The 18,454-nt window shown below is 53.1% G+C and carries 15 protein-coding genes; 2 read left to right on the forward strand and 13 right to left on the reverse strand.

From position 1 onward, the window contains the following. Positions 1–47: 47 nt before the first annotated feature. The 6 genes from GHH_RS08710 to hmpA form a co-directional block, all read right to left on the reverse strand. Positions 48–1,289, reverse strand: coding sequence for a DHH family phosphoesterase (locus tag GHH_RS08710; RefSeq protein ID WP_013523761.1), 1,242 nt, complete (start codon positions 1,287–1,289; stop codon positions 48–50). A gap of 17 nt (positions 1,290–1,306) precedes the next feature. After that, positions 1,307–3,211 (reverse strand): nitric oxide reductase activation protein NorD, encoded by a 1,905-nt coding sequence (locus tag GHH_RS08715; protein ID WP_015374867.1) that lies wholly within the window; start codon positions 3,209–3,211, stop codon positions 1,307–1,309. A 10-nt stretch (positions 3,212–3,221) separates the two neighbouring features. Further along, the gene (locus GHH_RS08720; protein WP_015374868.1) at positions 3,222–4,097 is read right to left on the reverse strand and encodes an AAA family ATPase; all 876 of its coding nucleotides are present in this window, start codon (positions 4,095–4,097) and stop codon (positions 3,222–3,224) included. Between the two features lie 126 nt (positions 4,098–4,223). Next, on the reverse strand, positions 4,224–4,598 hold the full coding sequence (locus tag GHH_RS08725) for a helix-turn-helix transcriptional regulator (RefSeq protein WP_011231227.1): 375 nt from the start codon (positions 4,596–4,598) through the stop codon (positions 4,224–4,226). Positions 4,599–4,711: 113 nt separating this feature from the next. Beyond that, positions 4,712–5,614 carry a formyltetrahydrofolate deformylase gene (gene purU, locus GHH_RS08730; protein ID WP_013523764.1) on the reverse strand — a complete coding sequence of 301 codons (903 nt, stop codon included), beginning with the start codon at positions 5,612–5,614 and terminating at the stop codon, positions 4,712–4,714. Positions 5,615–5,839: 225 nt separating this feature from the next. Then, positions 5,840–7,075, reverse strand: coding sequence for an NO-inducible flavohemoprotein (gene hmpA / locus GHH_RS08735; RefSeq protein ID WP_015374869.1), 1,236 nt, complete (start codon positions 7,073–7,075; stop codon positions 5,840–5,842). A gap of 172 nt (positions 7,076–7,247) precedes the next feature. Here hmpA and nsrR point away from each other — a divergent pair, with 172 nt between their 5' ends. Together nsrR and speE are read left to right on the forward strand one after the other, a co-directional pair. Continuing rightward, positions 7,248–7,691, forward strand: coding sequence for a nitric oxide-sensing transcriptional repressor NsrR (gene nsrR / locus GHH_RS08740; protein WP_011231230.1), 444 nt, complete (start codon positions 7,248–7,250; stop codon positions 7,689–7,691). A gap of 327 nt (positions 7,692–8,018) precedes the next feature. Next, positions 8,019–8,894, forward strand: a complete 876-nt coding sequence (gene speE, locus GHH_RS08750) for a polyamine aminopropyltransferase (RefSeq protein ID WP_015374870.1) — start codon at positions 8,019–8,021, stop codon at positions 8,892–8,894. A 73-nt stretch (positions 8,895–8,967) separates the two neighbouring features. Here speE and GHH_RS08755 read toward each other — a convergent pair whose 3' ends face one another. The 7 genes from GHH_RS08755 to treP form a co-directional block, all read right to left on the reverse strand. Then, positions 8,968–10,146 (reverse strand): acyl-CoA dehydrogenase family protein, encoded by a 1,179-nt coding sequence (locus tag GHH_RS08755; protein WP_015374871.1) that lies wholly within the window; start codon positions 10,144–10,146, stop codon positions 8,968–8,970. Between the two features lie 104 nt (positions 10,147–10,250). Beyond that, the gene (locus GHH_RS08760; RefSeq protein WP_015374872.1) at positions 10,251–11,750 is read right to left on the reverse strand and encodes an aminotransferase class V-fold PLP-dependent enzyme; all 1,500 of its coding nucleotides are present in this window, start codon (positions 11,748–11,750) and stop codon (positions 10,251–10,253) included. A 117-nt stretch (positions 11,751–11,867) separates the two neighbouring features. Continuing rightward, positions 11,868–12,317: a thioesterase family protein gene (locus GHH_RS08765; RefSeq protein WP_015374873.1), complete on the reverse strand. Its 450-nt coding sequence runs from the start codon at positions 12,315–12,317 to the stop codon at positions 11,868–11,870. Positions 12,318–12,745: 428 nt separating this feature from the next. Beyond that, positions 12,746–14,158 (reverse strand): Na+/H+ antiporter NhaC family protein, encoded by a 1,413-nt coding sequence (locus GHH_RS08770; protein ID WP_013523770.1) that lies wholly within the window; start codon positions 14,156–14,158, stop codon positions 12,746–12,748. A 214-nt stretch (positions 14,159–14,372) separates the two neighbouring features. Then, positions 14,373–15,086, reverse strand: a complete 714-nt coding sequence (gene treR, locus GHH_RS08775; protein WP_013523771.1) for a trehalose operon repressor — start codon at positions 15,084–15,086, stop codon at positions 14,373–14,375. A gap of 22 nt (positions 15,087–15,108) precedes the next feature. After that, complete coding sequence (gene treC, locus GHH_RS08780; RefSeq protein ID WP_015374874.1) at positions 15,109–16,800, reverse strand: alpha,alpha-phosphotrehalase; 1,692 nt, start codon at positions 16,798–16,800, stop codon at positions 15,109–15,111. A gap of 112 nt (positions 16,801–16,912) precedes the next feature. After that, entirely contained in the window at positions 16,913–18,331 is a 1,419-nt protein-coding gene (treP, locus tag GHH_RS08785; RefSeq protein ID WP_015374875.1) for a PTS system trehalose-specific EIIBC component, read from the reverse strand. Positions 18,332–18,454 lie beyond the last annotated feature (123 nt).

Here is an 18,454-nt window from a genome sequence, read left to right on the forward strand (position 1 = left end):
GTTCACTCCACCCATACCGAACGACCGTGCCGTCCACAGCGGCGGCATCATGATTCAATGCCGGTTTGTTGCTTGTATTGTTTGACGGCCGCTTTATAGTCGGCTTGAATGGCATCTTTGTCTCGTCCGAGCCGAACGCTTAAAAAGTCGAGCACAGCTGCATCATGGGCAAGGCCAGCGGCAAACTGCCGCTTCAGCCAGCGTTCGCCGGCGATTTCCTCTGGGAACGTATGGGTCTCTCCCCCATCGGCATACACGCTCCAACCTTGAGCGGTTTTGCGACTCAGCCACCATTGGCCATGGTGATTTGTCCAAAACACTCCTTCGGCCTCGTCTTTTTTGTTCAATTGGTTTTGTTCCGCATCACCGTATACCGGCAGAAGCGGGAACGTCTCGACGACAAACAGCGGAAATGTTGTATCATCGATCAAACAGCCGGACGCCTTGGGATGGCCGCCGCCACCGAATTGCTGGGCAAACTCAGCGACGTTGACGTCATCATGAATGGTGCGAAAGCCAATATGTTTCGTCCCCATGTTGACTAAAGCGATCAAGTCAAGATGAGGATAACGCTTGGATAACGCATTGCCCAATTCCGACAAATGGCGCTCGGCAAAGACGACGCCGATGCAATAGTCACCAAGCCAGCGCTGAACAAGCTGTTTTTGCTTTTGCCGAATGTAACGCTGAATTTTCTTCTCTTCCATATCGAGAAGCAGCTCTTCCGTCTCGGTCAAGGAGAACGGTTCTCTGGAGGCGAGCCGCTCGCTCATCGTCTCCCAAAAGCCGTCAAGCCCGAAAATCGTCAACAAATCATTCAGCCGCTTCGCTTGCAAATTCCCATTCTCTTCCCATTCCCACGTGTCGTATTGGCGGACGAGCTCGACGAACCCATCTAGCGTTTCATTAGGTGCGAGTTTTCCCTCGCGGACGAGATAGTCGTAAAAGAGCGAGGTGGCGCACGTCTTTTTGCCATCATCCCTCACCGGCACCACCTGTCCCCACGGGTAGTCATTGAAATGAAGCGCCGTCACGTGGTGGTCGATCACTTGCACATGGCCGCCGCGCGCCGCCCGTTCAGCGAGTTGCTGTTCCACTTCCTTGCCGACGGCCAAGTCGGTGATAAACAACATGGCGCCGTTGGCCTCGTCGCTTTGCAAGAATTGGACGACCCGTTCATCCAAATTGCGATAGGAACAAAACGAAATGTTCACCTCGGCAAACGCCAGCTTCGCGAGCAATCCGCAGCCGATGCCGTCTAGATCGCTGTCAGTGAATAATTTGATCATGGGGTCCCACCTTTTTGTCACAAACTTTTTTGCAACCACGTTTTCAAGAGCGGCAACAGCCGATCCGGCAACTCGCTCACATGCGGAACAAAGACGCGGAAGCGACCATAGATGTTTTCAATCGTCCGCCGCGTTGACTCATCGTCGGCCCCGTGGCCTAAAAAGAGATTGACGACCTCAATGCCGCGGCGGCGCGCTTCGGCGACTGCTTCGTGCGTATCGATGATGCCGTTTTGTTCATATCCGTACGCGGCGGGTTCGCCGTCAGAGAAGACGAGCAGCACTTTTTGTGCTTCCGGGCGCTTGAGGAGCTGTTCGGTCATCCAGCGAATCGCCAATCCATCGCGATTATCTTCATGCGGCTCGAGCTGCAGGATCGCCGGGCCGCTCGACGGCTCAAGCGAGCGATGGAATGAGACCGCCATCTGCAAATAGTTCGGCTGACGCGAAGCGGTTGCTTCGTTCGCATCTTCCCAAAATCCGACAATTTGGTGCGGCACGCGCAACGTTTTCAGCACCTCATGGCAAAGAACGAGCCCGGTTTTCGTCTCTTCCATTTTGTCATGCATGGAAGCTGAGCAATCGACAAGCAGGCCGAAGACCGCATCAAACCGCCGCGTCGGCTCGCCTTTTTTGTAAAACAAGCGCGGCCGCTCATCCGTGAAAAACGACACCAATTGTTTGCGCAGCCGACCGACGGGCAAGTTCGTGCGCCAAGCGGAGCGCTTGTGTTCAAGCCATTGTTCCATGATGCGCACAAGCCGTTTTCGGTACGGCGCCACCGCCGCCTGTTTGGCGCGGTATTGCTCAAGATGCGCGAGGTTGGACGACGAAGGAAGAAGCACAAGATCGGCTTGGCGGTTGGCCTCGCCATACGGCGCACGGTTTCCAATCGGCGGCTGTTCGCTGAAGGATGCTTGCGCTTCCAGGCCATACTCGTTTCGCGCCGTCGGCCGAGACGTTCCTTTCACGACGGCCAGAGCCTGATCGCCGTCTTCACCCGGCCTCGCCTCATCGCTGATGATCTCGGTGCGGCTGCCTCGTTCGAGCTCAAAGCGGAGAAAGCTTCCACCCGCCCGGCTCGTTTCCCGATGCCATGTTGGCAGCACTTGCCGCTTGGCCTCTCCATCCGACTCTTGAAGGGCATCGCGGTTTTCCAATGGGTTGGTCCGTTTGAGATCTTGAAGCGTCATCGTTTTCTCGTCCGCACCATCCTCAACGATTGGCAGCGATGTATAGGCATTGACCATATCATGAGGCAGCACGTCCTCCATCAGTTCCACAACGGCGAACGCCCAGTCCGCCACCTCGGCTGTCGAGGAAGCATCAAAAAATTGCGGCCATAACGTTTCAAGGCGCGCCTGCACCGCTTCATCCGCCATCGGAGCCAGCGGCGCATCATCAAGCGGCGAATCGGCCGTGAGCCGCAAATACATCCCCGCCAAAAACTGATCAGCCCAAGCGCCGCGCGTCCTGTTTGCTTGCCATTGCTGAGTGAAGTAGCGGCGGTACATGCGGCGGCGCGTGCGGAACCATCGCTTCATCCCGGGACGTTCCCGCTCGCAGACGGCTTCCAAGCGAAGATCTTCAGCGAATGTAAACAGCTGTTTGGAAAGCTTGGAGAGCGGTCGGGATTCCACCGCATGTCGGAAGGCGCGAACCGCCAATCGGTCGGTGTGCCGATACGTGCCGATGATGCGCAAGCCGACGTCGCTTTTCATTGCCGTTTCTCGCTCCAATGGTGGATACCCATCCCAAAAATGGCTGACGTAAACGACCGGCTTGACACAATGCACGCCGGAATGGGCGGCGAACTGGATGGCAACGTCGCGGCGGCGCATGAGCGTTTGGGCGAGGTCAGAAAGCTGCATGACCAAACTCGAGTCGACCGTTCGGTCATTGAACATCATAAACCGCTCCATGCCGAGCCTCCTATTCGTCAAACCACGTTTCGGCGATGTTGCGCACCGCCGCCCGTTCCCGTTCATCGTCAAGCTTATCGACGATGCTTCGCTCAATGGCCCGCAATGGCGGCATGTATGCCGCCAAATCGCACGCATCCAACAAAGCGCGCACCGAAGCCGCTTCCTCGGCGATTTGTCCGTTTCGCACCTGCGCAAGCAGATCCGCCGACAGGGCGACGAAACGATCGATCAACGTTTCATCCGTTAATGTAGTTTGCGCCAACAATACCGATTTTAATGTTTCTCCTTGCACATACGGCACATTGATGACGACAAACCGGTTTTTGAGCGCCTCATTGAGCGGTACGGTGCCAATATAGCCTTCATTGATCGCGGCGATGACGCCAAATGTCGGTTTCGCCTGTACGACATCGCCAGTCAGCGGATTGGTGAGCCGCCGCCGGTAGTCAAGGACGCTGTTTAAAATCGGCAGCGTTTCCGGTTTCGCCATATTAATTTCGTCAATGTATAGCAAATGCCCTTTTGTCATCGCCTGGATGACGGGTCCGGGCACGTACTCGATCACCGCCTGGCTGTTTTTGTGCACGATCGTCTTAAAACCGAGCAATGCTTCGGCGTCTAAGTCCACGGAACAGTTGATGCTGTGCATCGGTTGACCAAACAAAGCGGACAACGTTTCAGCAAGCCGCGTTTTTCCCGATCCGGTCGGGCCTTTTAAGAGCACGTTTTTCCCAAGCGCGAGCGCAATGGCGGCATCGTGCACGATCGCCTCATCTGCCGCCTTGTACCCGCCCGCTCCAATCAACGCGCGATCCGGATCGCGGCGGAACAGTTCTTTTCGCTTTTCCATTTCTTTCGTGACCGTCAACGGCCATGTTCCCATCTTCTGACTTCCTCTCTGTGGCGATCTTCCCCTCTCATTCTACTAGATCGCCCGGCGGGACGCAAAACAAAAGAACTAGACCATAAATATATTATGTAAATATAACAAAGAAAAAACGAGGCGCTCTCAACCGAAGTTGTCCTCAATCGCCTTGCGAATGAGCGCCGCGCACCGATCAAGCTCCGCCTTGAGCTGGCGTTTGTACAGCTTCGCCTTTTCCTGTCCGCCCTCGGCGAACCGATAGTAGACGACTTCTTGGTACTTCATTCCCTCTTTTTTCTGTTTCACTTGTTTTAAAATGCCGTCTTCGATCAAATCGTGCAGCGCCTTATACACTTCGGAGTGGTTCGGCCGGTAGCCGAACGGCTTGAACTCTTGGCGCAATACATCAAGCAGCTTCAGCCCGTAGAGCCGCTCCTGTTCGGTGAGCGTAATCAAATACAATTTTAAAAACGCACGTTGTTTTAACAGAAAACCGCTGGGCGTCCGTTTTTCTCCCATAGGCAGGCTTTTTCCCTCCTTCCCTACGGATGAAATTTCGCTCTTTGGGCGGCGAAATCCTGCTTGTCTTCATTATACCATGCGGGAAAGGAAAAATCCTCTCCCGCTTGGTTTCAATAAAACACGATCGTTTTGTTTCCGTGGATGATGACCCGGTCTTCCAAATGCCACCGAAGCGCCCGGGCGAGCACCGTTTTTTCAATCAGTCGGCCGATCCGCTTTAAGTCGTCCGGATGGTGGCGGTGATCCACGCGGGCGACGTCCTGCTCAATGATCGGCCCTTCATCCAAATCGTCGGTGACGTAGTGCGATGTGGCGCCGATCAATTTGACGCCGCGCTCATACGCCCGCTCATACGGACGCGCGCCGATAAAGGCGGGCAAAAATGAGTGGTGGATGTTGATGATCCGTCCCGGGAATTCAGCGACAAACGCCGGCGACAAAATTTGCATGTAGCGGGCAAGCACGATGGTGTCGATCTGATAGTCACGAAGCAGACGGATTTGTTCGGCTTCGGCGTCCGCTTTCGTTTCCTTCGTCACCGGAATATGCACATACGGGATGCCAAACGACTCGACCGTCTCGCGCAAGTCGGGGTGGTTGCTGATGACAAGGGCGATGTCGGCGATCAGCTCTCCCGCCTGCCATTGCCAAAGAAGTTCAAGCAGACAATGCTCGGCTTTGGAGACAAAAATCGCGATTCGCCGAATATCGTTGTGCAGCCGAAGCTGCCAACGCATCTGAAATTCAGCAGCGATCGGGGCGAACGCCGCTTCGATCTCTTCTTTTCGCTCGGCGATGTTCGGACAGTCGAACTCCAAGCGGAGAAAAAACGTCCCTCCCTCAGGGTCAGTCGAGTATTGGCTCGATTCAACGATATTCGCCCCTTGTTCGTACAGAAACGACGTCACCGCCGCGACGATGCCCGGGCGATCTGGGCAGGAAATAAGGATTCGAGCGCGTTGCTCGTAACCTTGCAAAAATGATTGCCAGCGATGTTGGCGAAATGTCGTCATGCGTTGTCTCTCCCTTTTCTTGCTTTTCCTTGCCATTCATCATACAAAAAATTCATGAACTTGCCAACAGGGAAGATAACAAAAGGAGGGTGTCCCAAAAGGATCGGGACACCCTTTCTTATTACCGTATATAGGTATAAAACAATCATTAAGAAACAATATGTTGTGTTTTGTTAAGGAAAATGACCCTTTGGGGTCAGCCCCCTGGCAAGCGAAAAACCTCTCTCAGTCTTTCGTCAAATCGCCGGCCGGGCCGAAAAATTCGTAATGGATGTGCTCCTCTGGCACACCCCATTGTTTTAGAGCGCGATAGACGGTTTTCATAAACGGCACCGGGCCGCAGAAATAAAAGTCTGCGTCTTTCGTCGGGATCACGGATTGCATCCATGCAAGGTCAATCCGCCCTTCTTTTCCAAAATGTGGATGGAGGCGGTCCTCGTCGGATGGCGACTCATAACAAATATGATAAGAAAATGACGGGCGTTCCGCCAACATCCGAAGCTCCTCGTCAAACGCGTGCACGCGGCCATTCAAAGCAGCATGCAAAAACGCCGCTGGGCGGGTCGGTTGGCGGATGGCCAACGTATGCGCCATGCTCAAAAGCGGAGTGATGCCGACGCCGCCGCTGATGAACACAACCGGCGTCGTTTTGGACAAATCAAGCGTAAAATCGCCGGCTGGAGCGCTAAGCTCGAGCACGTCGCCCTCTTGGACATGATCATGCAAATAGTTGGAAACAATGCCGGCCGGCTTGTCCGCTGTAGCTGCTTCCCGTTTGACGCTGATGCGGTAATACCCTTTTCCAGGTGCATCCGATAAGCTGTATTGGCGAATATGCGTATACGTCTCGCCCGGAATCGACAGTTTGACGCTCACGTATTGACCCGGCAAATAATCACTGATGGCCTTGCCGTCTTCCGGCTCCAAATAAAACGAAGTAATGACGCCGCTTTCTTTCACCTTTTTCACGACGACAAATCGGCGAAAGTCACGCCAGCCTCCGTGTTTGGCCGCTGCCTCATCGTAGAGCTCTTTTTCCACTTGAATGAAAACGGACGCAATGGCTTCATATGCTTCCGCCCAAGCCGTGATCACTTCGTCGGTGGCGGCGTCGCCGAGCACGTCTTTGATCGCCAGCAACAAATGCTTTCCGACGATCGGGTATTGTTCTGGTTTGATTCCTAAGCTGCGGTGTTTATGGCCGATTTGCCGCACAACCGGCAAAATCGCATCAAGCTGGTCGATATAGCGCGCTGCCGCATACACGGCTGCGGCCAAGGCGCGTTGCTGCCGCCCTTGCTTTTGGTTGGCGTGGTTGAAAATATGGAGCAGTTCCGGATGATTGGAAAACATGAGTTCATAAAACCGCTTCGTAATTTGTTCGCCATGTGTTTCCAAGACAGGCACCGTTGATTTCACAATTTCAATCGTTTTTGGATGCAATTTCGTTGTCGTTGTCATGATTTCATCCCCTTGTAAAACATGTATTTTTAATACATCTTTTATTCAACCATGAGCACTGCGAAAAAAGCAATATTTCAAATACATCTTTAATAAATTGTTCACAATTCTCCGTTCGAATCAGGTGTGGTACAATGGGATCAAGAATGTCGCTTAAAGGTTGTGAATCACGATGCAGTTGACGAACTATACGGAATACGCCTTGCGCGTCCTCTTGTTTTTAGGCGCGCTTGATGAAGAAGAAAAAACAAACATCAAAGACATTGCCGCTGCCTTTTCCATTTCAGAGCATCATTTAAGCAAAATCGTCTATGAGCTTGGCAAACTCGGCTACATTGAAACGATCCGTGGGCGCAACGGTGGAATCCGCCTTGCGAAACGCCCCGCGGAGATTGTCATCGGCGCGGTTGTTCGCGAAACGGAGGAAAACTTGTCGCTTGTCGAGTGTTTTGCCGCCCACGGCAATGAGTGCGTCTTAACGCCGGTATGTCGGCTTCGCTTCGCACTTCACGAGGCGTTAGAGGCGTTTTTGCGTGTGCTGGATGCGTATACGCTCGCCGACTTGCTTGAAGACCGAGCGTCGCTTCGTTCTTTATTGAAAGAGCGGCGCGGTTGAGGAAACTTTCTGGCTATAAGCTGGAGAGTTTTTTGGCGTTTGGCAGGCACACGATCACTAAGCATCGCTCTACGGAAGGAAGACGCGGGATGATGCGAAACCGATGGCGGCCTTTGCGGCGATTGGCACCTTGGCGCTCGGCCTTTGCGCGGGATGTGGCGGCAAGAACGATCATCAGTTGGAAAAACGAAACCAGTCGTCAAACATGGGCGGCGGGATGAATACGTCCGGCACCGGCCGATCACATCCCCTTTGTTTGCCACAAGACGAAGAATATATTAAGATTAGAAAGGTGTGAAAACATCTGCATGACTAAAGGAGGTCACAATGAAACACGAAGGAAACGCTTTGCCACCTTACTTGCATATGGACAATGGAGAGCTTTGGCTCACCGAAGATGATCGCGACAACTTAAAAATCAGCTATCGAATCAAAGAGGTGATTTTTGCCGAGCCGTCCGAGTACCAGCATGTGATGATTTTGGATTCGTACGATTTTGGCCGCATGCTCGTACTCGATGGCGTCGTGCAAACGACCTCGATTGACGGCCATATTTATAACGAAATGATTTCGCACGTGCCGCTGCAGTTTCATCCGGAAGCGAAGCGGGTGCTCATCATCGGCGGCGGCGACTGCGGCGCAGCTCGTGAGACGGCGAAATACGCTCATCTTGAAGCCATCGACATGGTGGAAATCGACGAAAAAGTCGTCCGGGCGTGCAAAGAGCATTTGCCAGCCGTCTCCGGCAACTTATCGGATCCGCGCGTGCGGTTTGTTTATGATGATGGCGTCAAGTTTGTGCAAGGGAAGGAAAGCGTCTACGACGTCATTATGATCGACTCGTCCGACCCAGTCGGCCCGGCGGAAGCCTTGTTTTCACCGGAGTTTTACGCCAACGTCCATCGCGCGTTGAAAGCGGATGGGCTGATGGTCTGCCAAAGCCAGTCGCCGATTTTCCATCTGGATATTTTGAAGCGGACGTACCGCAATATTCGCGAACTGTTCCCGCATGTGCTTGTGTACACCGCCGTGGTGCCGACGTATCCAGGAGGGTTGTGGAGCTTTACGATCGGCTCGAAACGGCCGCTCGATTTTCCGGTGCAGACTACCATTCCAAATGACACGAAATATGTGAACGATGGGATCTTTCGCCAATGTTTCGCGTTGCCGGCATTTTTGCGTTCGGCGCTTGAGGTGGAATAACCGCTTGGCATCAAAAAAGCTGTCCCCCACAAAGCAGGGACAGCTTTTTCGTGTTGCTTGAATCCGTTCTGTTTTATGGAGCAGGTGGGTTGTGAGACAATGCCCGCTTAGCAAGCCATTGAAGCGTCAAGTCGTCAGCAGGCGGGTTGTAGAGCCCAGCGCGGACGTCACGGTAATGCCGCTGAAGCGGATTGTCAGCAAACAAGCTTTGTCCGCCGACAATGCGCATCGCCCAATCGACGACTTCAAGCGCGGTATTGGTGGCGACCAATTTGGCTGTTGCCAACTCCTCTTTCATTTCCATCCGTTTTTCCGGATAGCGATCCCATAAATCGGCGACCGCGTACAGGAAATGGCGCGCATGGGTGAGGCGCCATTCCATTTCAGCGATTTTCCGCTGTACTTCGGGCGTCGAGGCGATTGGGTGAGGCAGGGTATTAGGCTGGTACGTCTTGGCAAAGCGAAGCGCCTCATTGCGCGCCGCAATGGCGATGCCTAAGTAACAAGCCGGCACGTGCAACAGCCATCCTTGCGCCGGAGCAGCTTCGTTCGCTTCTCCAAGCGTCTCTACGAGCGCCTCTTGGTCGACTTCGACTTCTTCAAGAACAAGATCATCGCTGCGCGTCGCCCGCATGCCAAGCGTGTTCCACGTCGGTTCGATGCGAATGCCTGAAGCAGACATCGGCACGAGAAATTCACCGACCCGACCGTCTTCCATCGTGGCGGAAATTAAGACGTAATCGAGCGCAGGGGCTAACGATGCAAATGTCTTTCGCCCCCGAAGCACAAAGCGGCCATGGCGAAAGACGGCCGTCGTTTCCGGTTTACCGCCGCGCGCCGGGCTGCCAGTTGTCCGTTCAGAGTGGGCGCTGTTGATGAGCACGTGGCGGCAAACGACTTCATTCGCCAAACGGGTGAGAACGGGCTCCGGCCAGCGGCGAAGCAAAAACAGCCGCATGAGAATGCTGGCGTGCCAACCAAACGACAATGCCGTTGCCCCAGAACCTTGGGCAATCGTCTCTTGCACGAGCACGAGCTCATAAAGCGACGCCCCTTGGCCGCCGTATTCAGTCGGGACGGTCAAGGAAAGGAATCCAGCCTCTTTTAAATCGGCAAAATCGGCAAATGGAAACGTTGCCTGTTCGTCATCATGCGCCGCCCTTTCCGCAAACCGTTCCGCAAGGCGACGCGCTTGGTTGTACAATTGTTGCTCCCGATCGGTCCGCACAAGCAAATGGTACAATTCGTTCATCGGTTCTCCCCTTCTTTTGGTCAAGATGCCTTTATTGTACCGAGTTCTGGCTAGGACTGAAAACAAAAACGCACGGGAAAATGACCGTCCTTGCTCTCGGAAGCTTAAAAGAGAAAGAAATGCCGAATGTACCGATCATCGTCACGGTGGACGAACTCATTTTTCCCAGCATCGTACTCGTATTCCTCCTGCCAGCGGCGGCCATAGCGGGCGATTTGACGGACGGCGCGGATGATCGCATACACTTCTTCGTTCGTCATCGTAGGATGGAGCGACAGACGCACCCATCCTGGTTTGGCGAGAGGATTGCCGTTTTTGACTTCTTGAAGCAACATAGCGGATTGTTCCTTGTCGATGCCAAGCAAATAGTGGCCGTATGGTCCGGCGCAGGAACAGCCGCCGCGCGCTTGAATGCCGAAGCGATCATTCAGCAGTTTGACAACAAGGTTGTAATGCAATCCATCTATGACAAATGAGATGATGCCAAGACGGTCGTCCCGATGTCCTTCAAGCACGCGAACGCCGGGAGTGCTTTTTAGCGCCGGCAAAAGAAGGGAAACAAGTTCCTTTTCGCGGGCGCGCATCTGTTTTACGTTCATTTGCTCTTTCAGCTGGATGGCCAACGCTGCCTTGATGGTTTGCCAAAACGGCGGTGTTCCGCCATCTTCGCGTTCCTCAATGGCTTGGATGTATTCATAGTTCCCCCACGGGTCAGTCCAGTACACCGTCCCGCCGCCGGGGTGATCCGGAGCGTGCTGATGATAAAGCCGGCTGTCAAAGATGAGCACGCCGGCGCTTCCCGGCCCCCCGAGAAACTTATGGGGGGAGAAATAAATGGCATCAAGCTGCTCCATTGGGTCGTCCGGATGCATATCGATGCGGACGTACGGAGCGGAAGCAGCAAAATCAACAAAGCAAAGGCCGCCATGCTCGTGCATGATTTTCGCCAGCTTATGATATGGGGTTTCCAACCCCGTGACGTTCGAGCAAGCAGTAAAGGCACCGATTTTTTGCGGTCGATCTCGGTAGCGCTCCAGCAGCTCGCGCAAATGGTCAAGATCGACATCCCCGTTTTCTGTCGGACGGACCGCCACGACTTCCGCGATGGTTTCCACCCATGGCAATAAATTTGAATGGTGCTCCATATGGGTGACAAAAACGACTGGCCGCTCCTCATCATGAAGGGACAAGCGGCGCTTCCACCGTTCCGGTACGCGCAAGCCAAGCAGACGCTGCAGCTTGTTGACGGCGCTTGTGGTCCCGGCGCCTTGCATAATCAAGACATCGTTTTTCCCGGCATGAACGTGCTGTTTGATGATTTCTTTTGCATAGCGATAGGCAAGCGTCGTTTTCGTTCCGGTCACATTCGATTCCGTATGCGTGTTGCCGACAAATGGACCGAGCTCATGCGTCAGCTTCTCTTCAATCGGCCGGTACAGCCGCCCGCTTGCTGTCCAGTCGGCGTAAATAAGCCGCTGTTTGCCAAACGGCGTAGAAAACGGATGAAAGCGGCCGATCGTTCCATCGCGAAACGGCTGAAAATACGTCTCAAGCTCCCCGCGGCATGTATACACCGCATTGCCGATCACAGCGTGAATGGCCATGTTGATTCCCCCTTTCCGCCATTTCGTCTATTTACAAAGTATGTCGCCTTCGGTGGTTCGGTCCAAAAAACGTGGGAAAGTTGAAAATGAAAAATCCGCCGTACAGGCGGATGGTATTCACTCCCTTTTTTTGCACGATAACGGCGAAATCGTTTCCCCCACGGACGGCACAAGGTATTCGGCAAGCATGGTCCGCAAGTCATCAGGCAACGGTTCGCTCGTTTGGGTTTGGAAATTGAAATGGACGACCGCTGCCTCTCCGATGGCGATCAGTCTTCCTGTTTCCTCTTCCATGATGCGATGAATGCATTGAAAGCTTTTATTGCCGATCCGGGAGACATTGGTTTCCACGCGCAATCGTCGTCCGAAGAATCCTTGGTTGATAAAATCGCACTTGGTGGAAGCTAAAATAAAATGCCAGTCCTCCGTTCGCCCGACGTAACGCAATTCATCAAACAGGCGGGTGCGCGCTTCTTCTAAATAAATAAAATAGCTAATGTTGCTTAAATGTCCGAGCGCATCAGTTTCACAAAAGCGTGGGTTGACGGTAATGATGTGCGTCTTCATTTCTCCCTCTTCCTTTCTTGCCTTTTTTTTGCCCCTTTCGCCCACAATATTCGTTTGGGTGAGCATGGGGCGTGACTGAGTTCGATTTGTAGCTACCAACTAGTCAGTATGTTGTTTTTATCATACTCCGGTTGATTTAGATATGCAATTGTTTTGTTTTGGATTATTGATTATTTAGAACATTGTTTGTGATATAAAATGTTGTGACGAATCCAGTACGTCGCCGCGAAAGGATGAAAATCTCCTTCAATTAAGTTGAATTTTTGGTTTACACTTCGCCGATTGCCTAACACATTAGATTGCATCCGCATGTATCGAAGTGCAAATGGTAACGAACAAATTGGAAATTCTTTATTGGAACCTATATAGTTTTGACATTTTCAGGGTAGATAAAAAAAGCCCGGCGAGGGCAGACGGGGCGTCTGCGGTCAACCGGCCCAAAGCGGCAAAAGAACGTATCCAACGAGCGACACGCCGGCGCAAAGGAGAGAGATGCGCAGTTTATATTTCGCATAGCTCATCAAGTCCATATCCATAATGGCTGCGGTTGTAATCGTCGTATCGCCAAGCGGCGAAGCAAAGGCGCCAAACGTCCCGCTCGCAAACACGGCGCCGACTGTCACCTCGAGCGGCGCCCCGGTCGCATGGGAAAGCGTGACGCCAAGCGGCATCAAAATGCCCCACGTTCCCCATGAAGAACCGATAAAGTATGATAAAAACGATCCGACCAAAAACACGGCCGCTGGCACGAATGCCCCCGGCAGCCATGTGCCGAACGTCGACGACACGTACTCCGCAAATCCGAGTTCCCCTGCCACCGCCGAGACCGCCCATACGAGAACGAGCATGCCGATCGGCGCCATCATTTCGTTACCCCCAGCAAAAAAATGGTACGTCAGCTCTGAAAGTGATTGTCGGCGCCATAAATAAAACGCCATCGACAAAAGGATGGTCACAAACAACGCCAACAGCATCGCCCATGTCGCATCGGCCGCGGAAAACGCCTCCCACCAATTCTCTGCCCCGCGTTTCCTGCCGTCGTACACGAAAAAGGCAAACGTCAGCGCGATTAACAGCGCCAGCGGGACAAACAAGTGCAACGGCTCCCCGTTGATCAGCGCCAGCTCCTTGCGCAATCCGAGCCCGTGCAGTGTATTCGTTTCCCCTTCTCCTTTTTTCGCCCGCGGTTTGCCGATCCGGATGTTCAACATCGTCGTCAACACCCCGACGGCCAGAGCGACAATCGCAAACAAGTTGTACGGCAGGCTGCGCAAAAACACGTCATACGGCGATTCGTGAATGTCGTTTTGCTCAAGCGCCGCGGCGACAACAGAAGTCATAAAGCCGACGAACGCTGTCGCCGCTGGCAAAAGCACGATGATCGGCTCGGTCGAGACGTCGATCATGTACGCCATGCGGCGGCGGTCGATGCGAAACTGGCGAAGGACTGCTTTCATCACTGGTCCAAGGAGCATAATGCGAAACATCGGCATAAAAAACGTCACCGGCACCGTCAGCCAAACGAACAACAAAATCCCCCGCTTCGAGCGGATGCGGCCGGAGAGTCTCTCGACAAACCCTTTGATCCCGCCGGTAATTTGCATCATGCCGACAAGCGAACCGAACAAATACAAAAACGCGGCCACCTTCATATGCTCCGGATCGGTCAGGGCGTGAAGAACAGCGGAAACAGCGCGCTCAATCGCGCCGACAGCCGACCACTCAAGGCAAAACGCTCCGACGAGCAATCCGGCCACGAGGCCGGGCAAAATTTCTTTCAGCCATACCGCCAACGGAATGATGAGCAGAAAAGGCAACAGCGACCACCATGTTCCTTCCACGTCGGCGCCTCCTTTGCGATGATGTTGTTACCAAGAAGGATAGCCATAATGCAGTTTTTTTATGATTTTCATTGAAGATTTAGAACATAGTTTTATTTATAAAATTTATGTTGCCCGCGCAAACAAAAAAAGCCGCGCTGCAGTTTGCAGCGTGGCCCACACTTCCATCCGCCCCGGGCTGGCTCCCAAACAATCTGGGGCACAGAAGGCGTTGTCATTTCCGGCGCGCAAAATCGACAAATCGGAACTTGTCGAGCCGGTGACGCGATTCCGTGTATTGAAACAATGCAGCATCGCTTAAATACACGTAGTTTTTGACGACAACGACGCGGTCATCGCCATGCAAATCCAAATAGCGCCGGTCTTCGTCCGTCGCTTCGTCGACCGATATTTCTTTTTTCGCAAAGCTGATCGGCAAATGCAGCTTCGTTTCCAAGTATTCATAGATCGAGTCTTCACAAATCTCTTTCGTCAATAGCGGCACATGCTTTTTCAGAAAAAAGTCTTTATCCAAAATAATCCGCTCTCCGCCGATTTCACGGACGCGCACGACTTTCCAGACTTCGTCTTTGCTTGAGGCGCGCAGATGCTGCCTGAGCTCGCGATCCGGCTTGATGATCGCCAGTTCATGCACGATCGTCCGCACCGGCTGCTTCATCGTCTGCGCCAGTTCTTTAAAGCTGACCAATCCGGATACGGGAAAGTCATATTTGCCGACGTCAAGGACGATAGATCCTTTTCCTTTCATTTTTTGGATATAGCCGTGCTCGGACAACAAATGGAGCGCTTTGCGAATCGTCTCGCGCGATGTCTCATATCGGGCGGCCAGCTCGTGTTCCGATGGCAGCTTGTCGTACGCCTTCCATTCTCCGCGGCGGATGCGGGAAATGAGGTCATGGTAAATGGTTAAATATTTGTTTTCATGCATAAGAATCACCGCTTGTATTGTATCACGGCCGGCGCAAAAGATAAACAACCGATTCGTATGGGCGCAGTTGCATGCGGCGAAAATCGGCCGGCGCGTCCGAATAATTGGCAAGCAGCAGTTCTCCCGTATAGCCATCGGCTCCCGCTTCTTTCGGCAGCGTGAACGTCGTTTCGACTGGATAAAAATTGTTGACAACAAGCAGCTTTTCTCCATCGCCATGACGCATATAGGCGAAAATATGCGGATCGTCCGCAAGCAACAGCTCATAGCGCCCGGTCGTAATGAGATCATACTGTTTGCGCAGCTCAATCAGCCGCTTATAATGGTAGAAAATCGAGTCGCGGTCGGCGAGCGCCTGTTTCACGTTAATGCGCCGGTAGTTGTCGGCGACGCGAATCCACGGCGTCCCAGACGTGAAACCGGCATGCGGGCTGTCGTCCCATTGCATCGGCGTGCGGGAATTGTCGCGCGATTTTCGCTGCAAAATTTCCATCACTTCTTGCTCGCTTTTGCCTTGTTCTCGCAAAATCCGGTACATGTTGAGCGACTCAACGTCGCGGTAGTCGCGAATATCGGTGAATTTCGGGTCGGTCATGCCGATTTCTTCGCCTTGGTAAATGTATGGTGTCCCTTGCATTAAATGGATCGTCGTCGCCAACATTTTGGCTGATTCTTTCCAATACGTCCCGTCATCGCCATAGCGCGACACGATGCGCGGCTGATCGTGGTTGCACCAAAAGAGCGCATTCCAGCCCCCACCTTCATACATCCGGACTTGCCATTCGGACAAAATGCGTTTTAAAGCTAGAAAGTCAAACGGGGCGACCGCCCATTTTTCCCCATTCGGGTAATCGACCTTCAAGTGATGGAAGTTAAACGTCATATTGAGCTCGTGGTTTTCCGGGTTCGTGTAGCGGATGCAATGATCGATCGTCGTCGACGACATTTCCCCCACTGTCATGATGTCGTATTTTGAAAACACCTCTCGATTCATTTCCTGCAAAAACTCATGAATGCGCGGTCCGTCCGTATAAAAGCTGCGCCCGTCCCCCGGCGGCACCGAACCGTCGTCATCCGGGAAGCGCTGATCTTTTGACAACAAGTTGATGACGTCAAGCCGAAAGCCGTCCACTCCTTTTTGGAGCCAAAAATGCATCATGTCATAAATGCGGCGGCGCAGCTCTTCGTTTTCCCAGTTCAAGTCCGCTTGTGTCACATCGAACAAATGCAAGTAATATTGGCCGGTTTGTTCGTCGTATTCCCACGCCGAGCCGCCGAATTTCGATTGCCAGTTGTTCGGCGCTCCGCCGTCCGGCTTCGGGTCGCGCCAAATGTAAAACGAGCGGTATGGGTTCGTTTTCGAGGAGCGCGCCTGCTTAAACCATTCATGGTCGGTTGAGGTATGGTTGACGACCATGTCCATCACCAGCTTCATGCCGCGCGCATGCACTTCGTGAAGCAGACGGTCAAAATCGTCCATCGTTCCGTATTCGTGATGGATGCGGAAATAATCGCTGATGTCATAACCGTTGTCGCGCTGCGGCGACGCGTAGATCGGCGTCAGCCAAATGACATCGACGCCCAGTTCTTGTAGATAATCGAGCTTCTCGATCACGCCCGGCAAATCGCCGATGCCGTCTCCATTCGTGTCGTAGAAGCTTTTCGGATAAATTTGATAAACGACCGCTTTTTTCCACCAAGGGGTTGCTCGCATCTCTCTTCACCTCGTTCGTCAGGATAAAAACATACCATTGGCATCGGCGGCCAATGGTATGGTGGTAAATGGATGATTTCGCACATCGTTCTCTTGCGTCAACACACGGCAATCATGAGCGGGCGGCTTTACGCACTTTCCCAAAGACAAACGTCAGCGCAAACGGCACCACAATCGCGATCGCCATGCCGATAAAGAACGGCGTCCACTTTTGCGGTACGATCGACAAGAAACCCGGCAGGCCGCCGACACCGATCGACGGAGCGATGACTTTATTGAGCGTAATAAACATGCCGGCGATCGCCGCTCCGGTCATCGCTGCGATAAACGGGAAACGAAAGCGCAAGTTGACCCCGAACATCGCCGGTTCTGTGATGCCTAAATACGCGGAAACAGCCGACGTAAACGACAAACCGCGCAGCTTTTCCTCCTTCGCGACAAACATCATCGCCAACGCTGCCGAACCTTGGGCGATGTTGGACATGACCAAAATCGGCCATAAGAATGTGCCGCCGGTATTGGCAATCAGCTGCAAGTCAACCGGCAAGAACGTATGGTGCATCCCGGTGACGACAAGCGGCGCATACAGCGCTCCATACAACAATCCTCCAAGAGCCGGAACCGTGTCAAAAATCGTGACAAACAAGTGGGTAATGGCATTGCCGATCGCAAATGTGACCGGCCCAATAGCGATGAACGCCAAAAAGCCCGTAATGAGCAACGCAAGCGGCGCGACAAGCAACAGCTGAAACGCATCCGGAATGCGCTTGCGCAAAAACAGCTCAAGCTTCGCCAGCACGTAGGAAGCCACCAACACCGGCAGCACTTGCCCTTGGTAGCCGACTTTTTGCACTTCAAAGCCGAACAAGTTCCAAACCGGAATCTCTCCTTTTTCTTTCGCCGCTCCCCAGCCCCAAGCGTTGAGCAAATCTGGGTGGACGAGCATCAAACCAAGGACAATCCCTAAGAGCGGGCTGCCGCCGAATTTCGTCACTGCTGACCAGCCGATCAAACCGGGCAGGAAGACGAACGCCGTATTGGCGATCAAGTTGATCATGTTCGCCAAATCGGCCCATTCTTTGTGCACCTCGACAAACGATTTCCCTTCGTAAAAAATGCCTGGGCCTGTCAAGACGTTGTTAATCCCCATTAACAAACCGGCCGTCACGATCGCCGGCAAGATGGGAATGAAAATATCAGCCAGCGTCTTAATCGCGCGTTGCAGCGGATTGAGCTTCGCTTCCGCAGCGTCTTTCATCTCCTGCTTTGTCGCCCGGCCGATGCTCGTCAGCTCGATGAGGTCGTCATACACTTTATCGACAAGCCCTTGGCCGATGACGACTTGAAACTGGCCGTTTGCGGAAAACGACCCTTTGACGACATCGATGCGCTCAAGCGCTTCCTTATTGACTTTTCCTTCCTCTTTGAGCGCAAACCGAAGCCGGGTCACACAATGCGTGGCGGCGACGATGTTTTCTTTGCCGCCGATGGCTTCAACGATTTGCGCGGCTGCTTGTTGGTATGCCCCCATGATGAACGCCTCCCTTTTCTTTCCTTAACGACCGCTATAGCGTTAAATCGCTTTCAGCAACCGGTTGCAAACAAACTTGTATATACAACCTGAATTCATTTTATCTTGTATATACAAGTTTGT

It is taken from the genome of Geobacillus sp. GHH01, assembly GCF_000336445.1.
In the GTDB taxonomy this organism is placed as follows: domain Bacteria; phylum Bacillota; class Bacilli; order Bacillales; family Anoxybacillaceae; genus Geobacillus; species Geobacillus zalihae.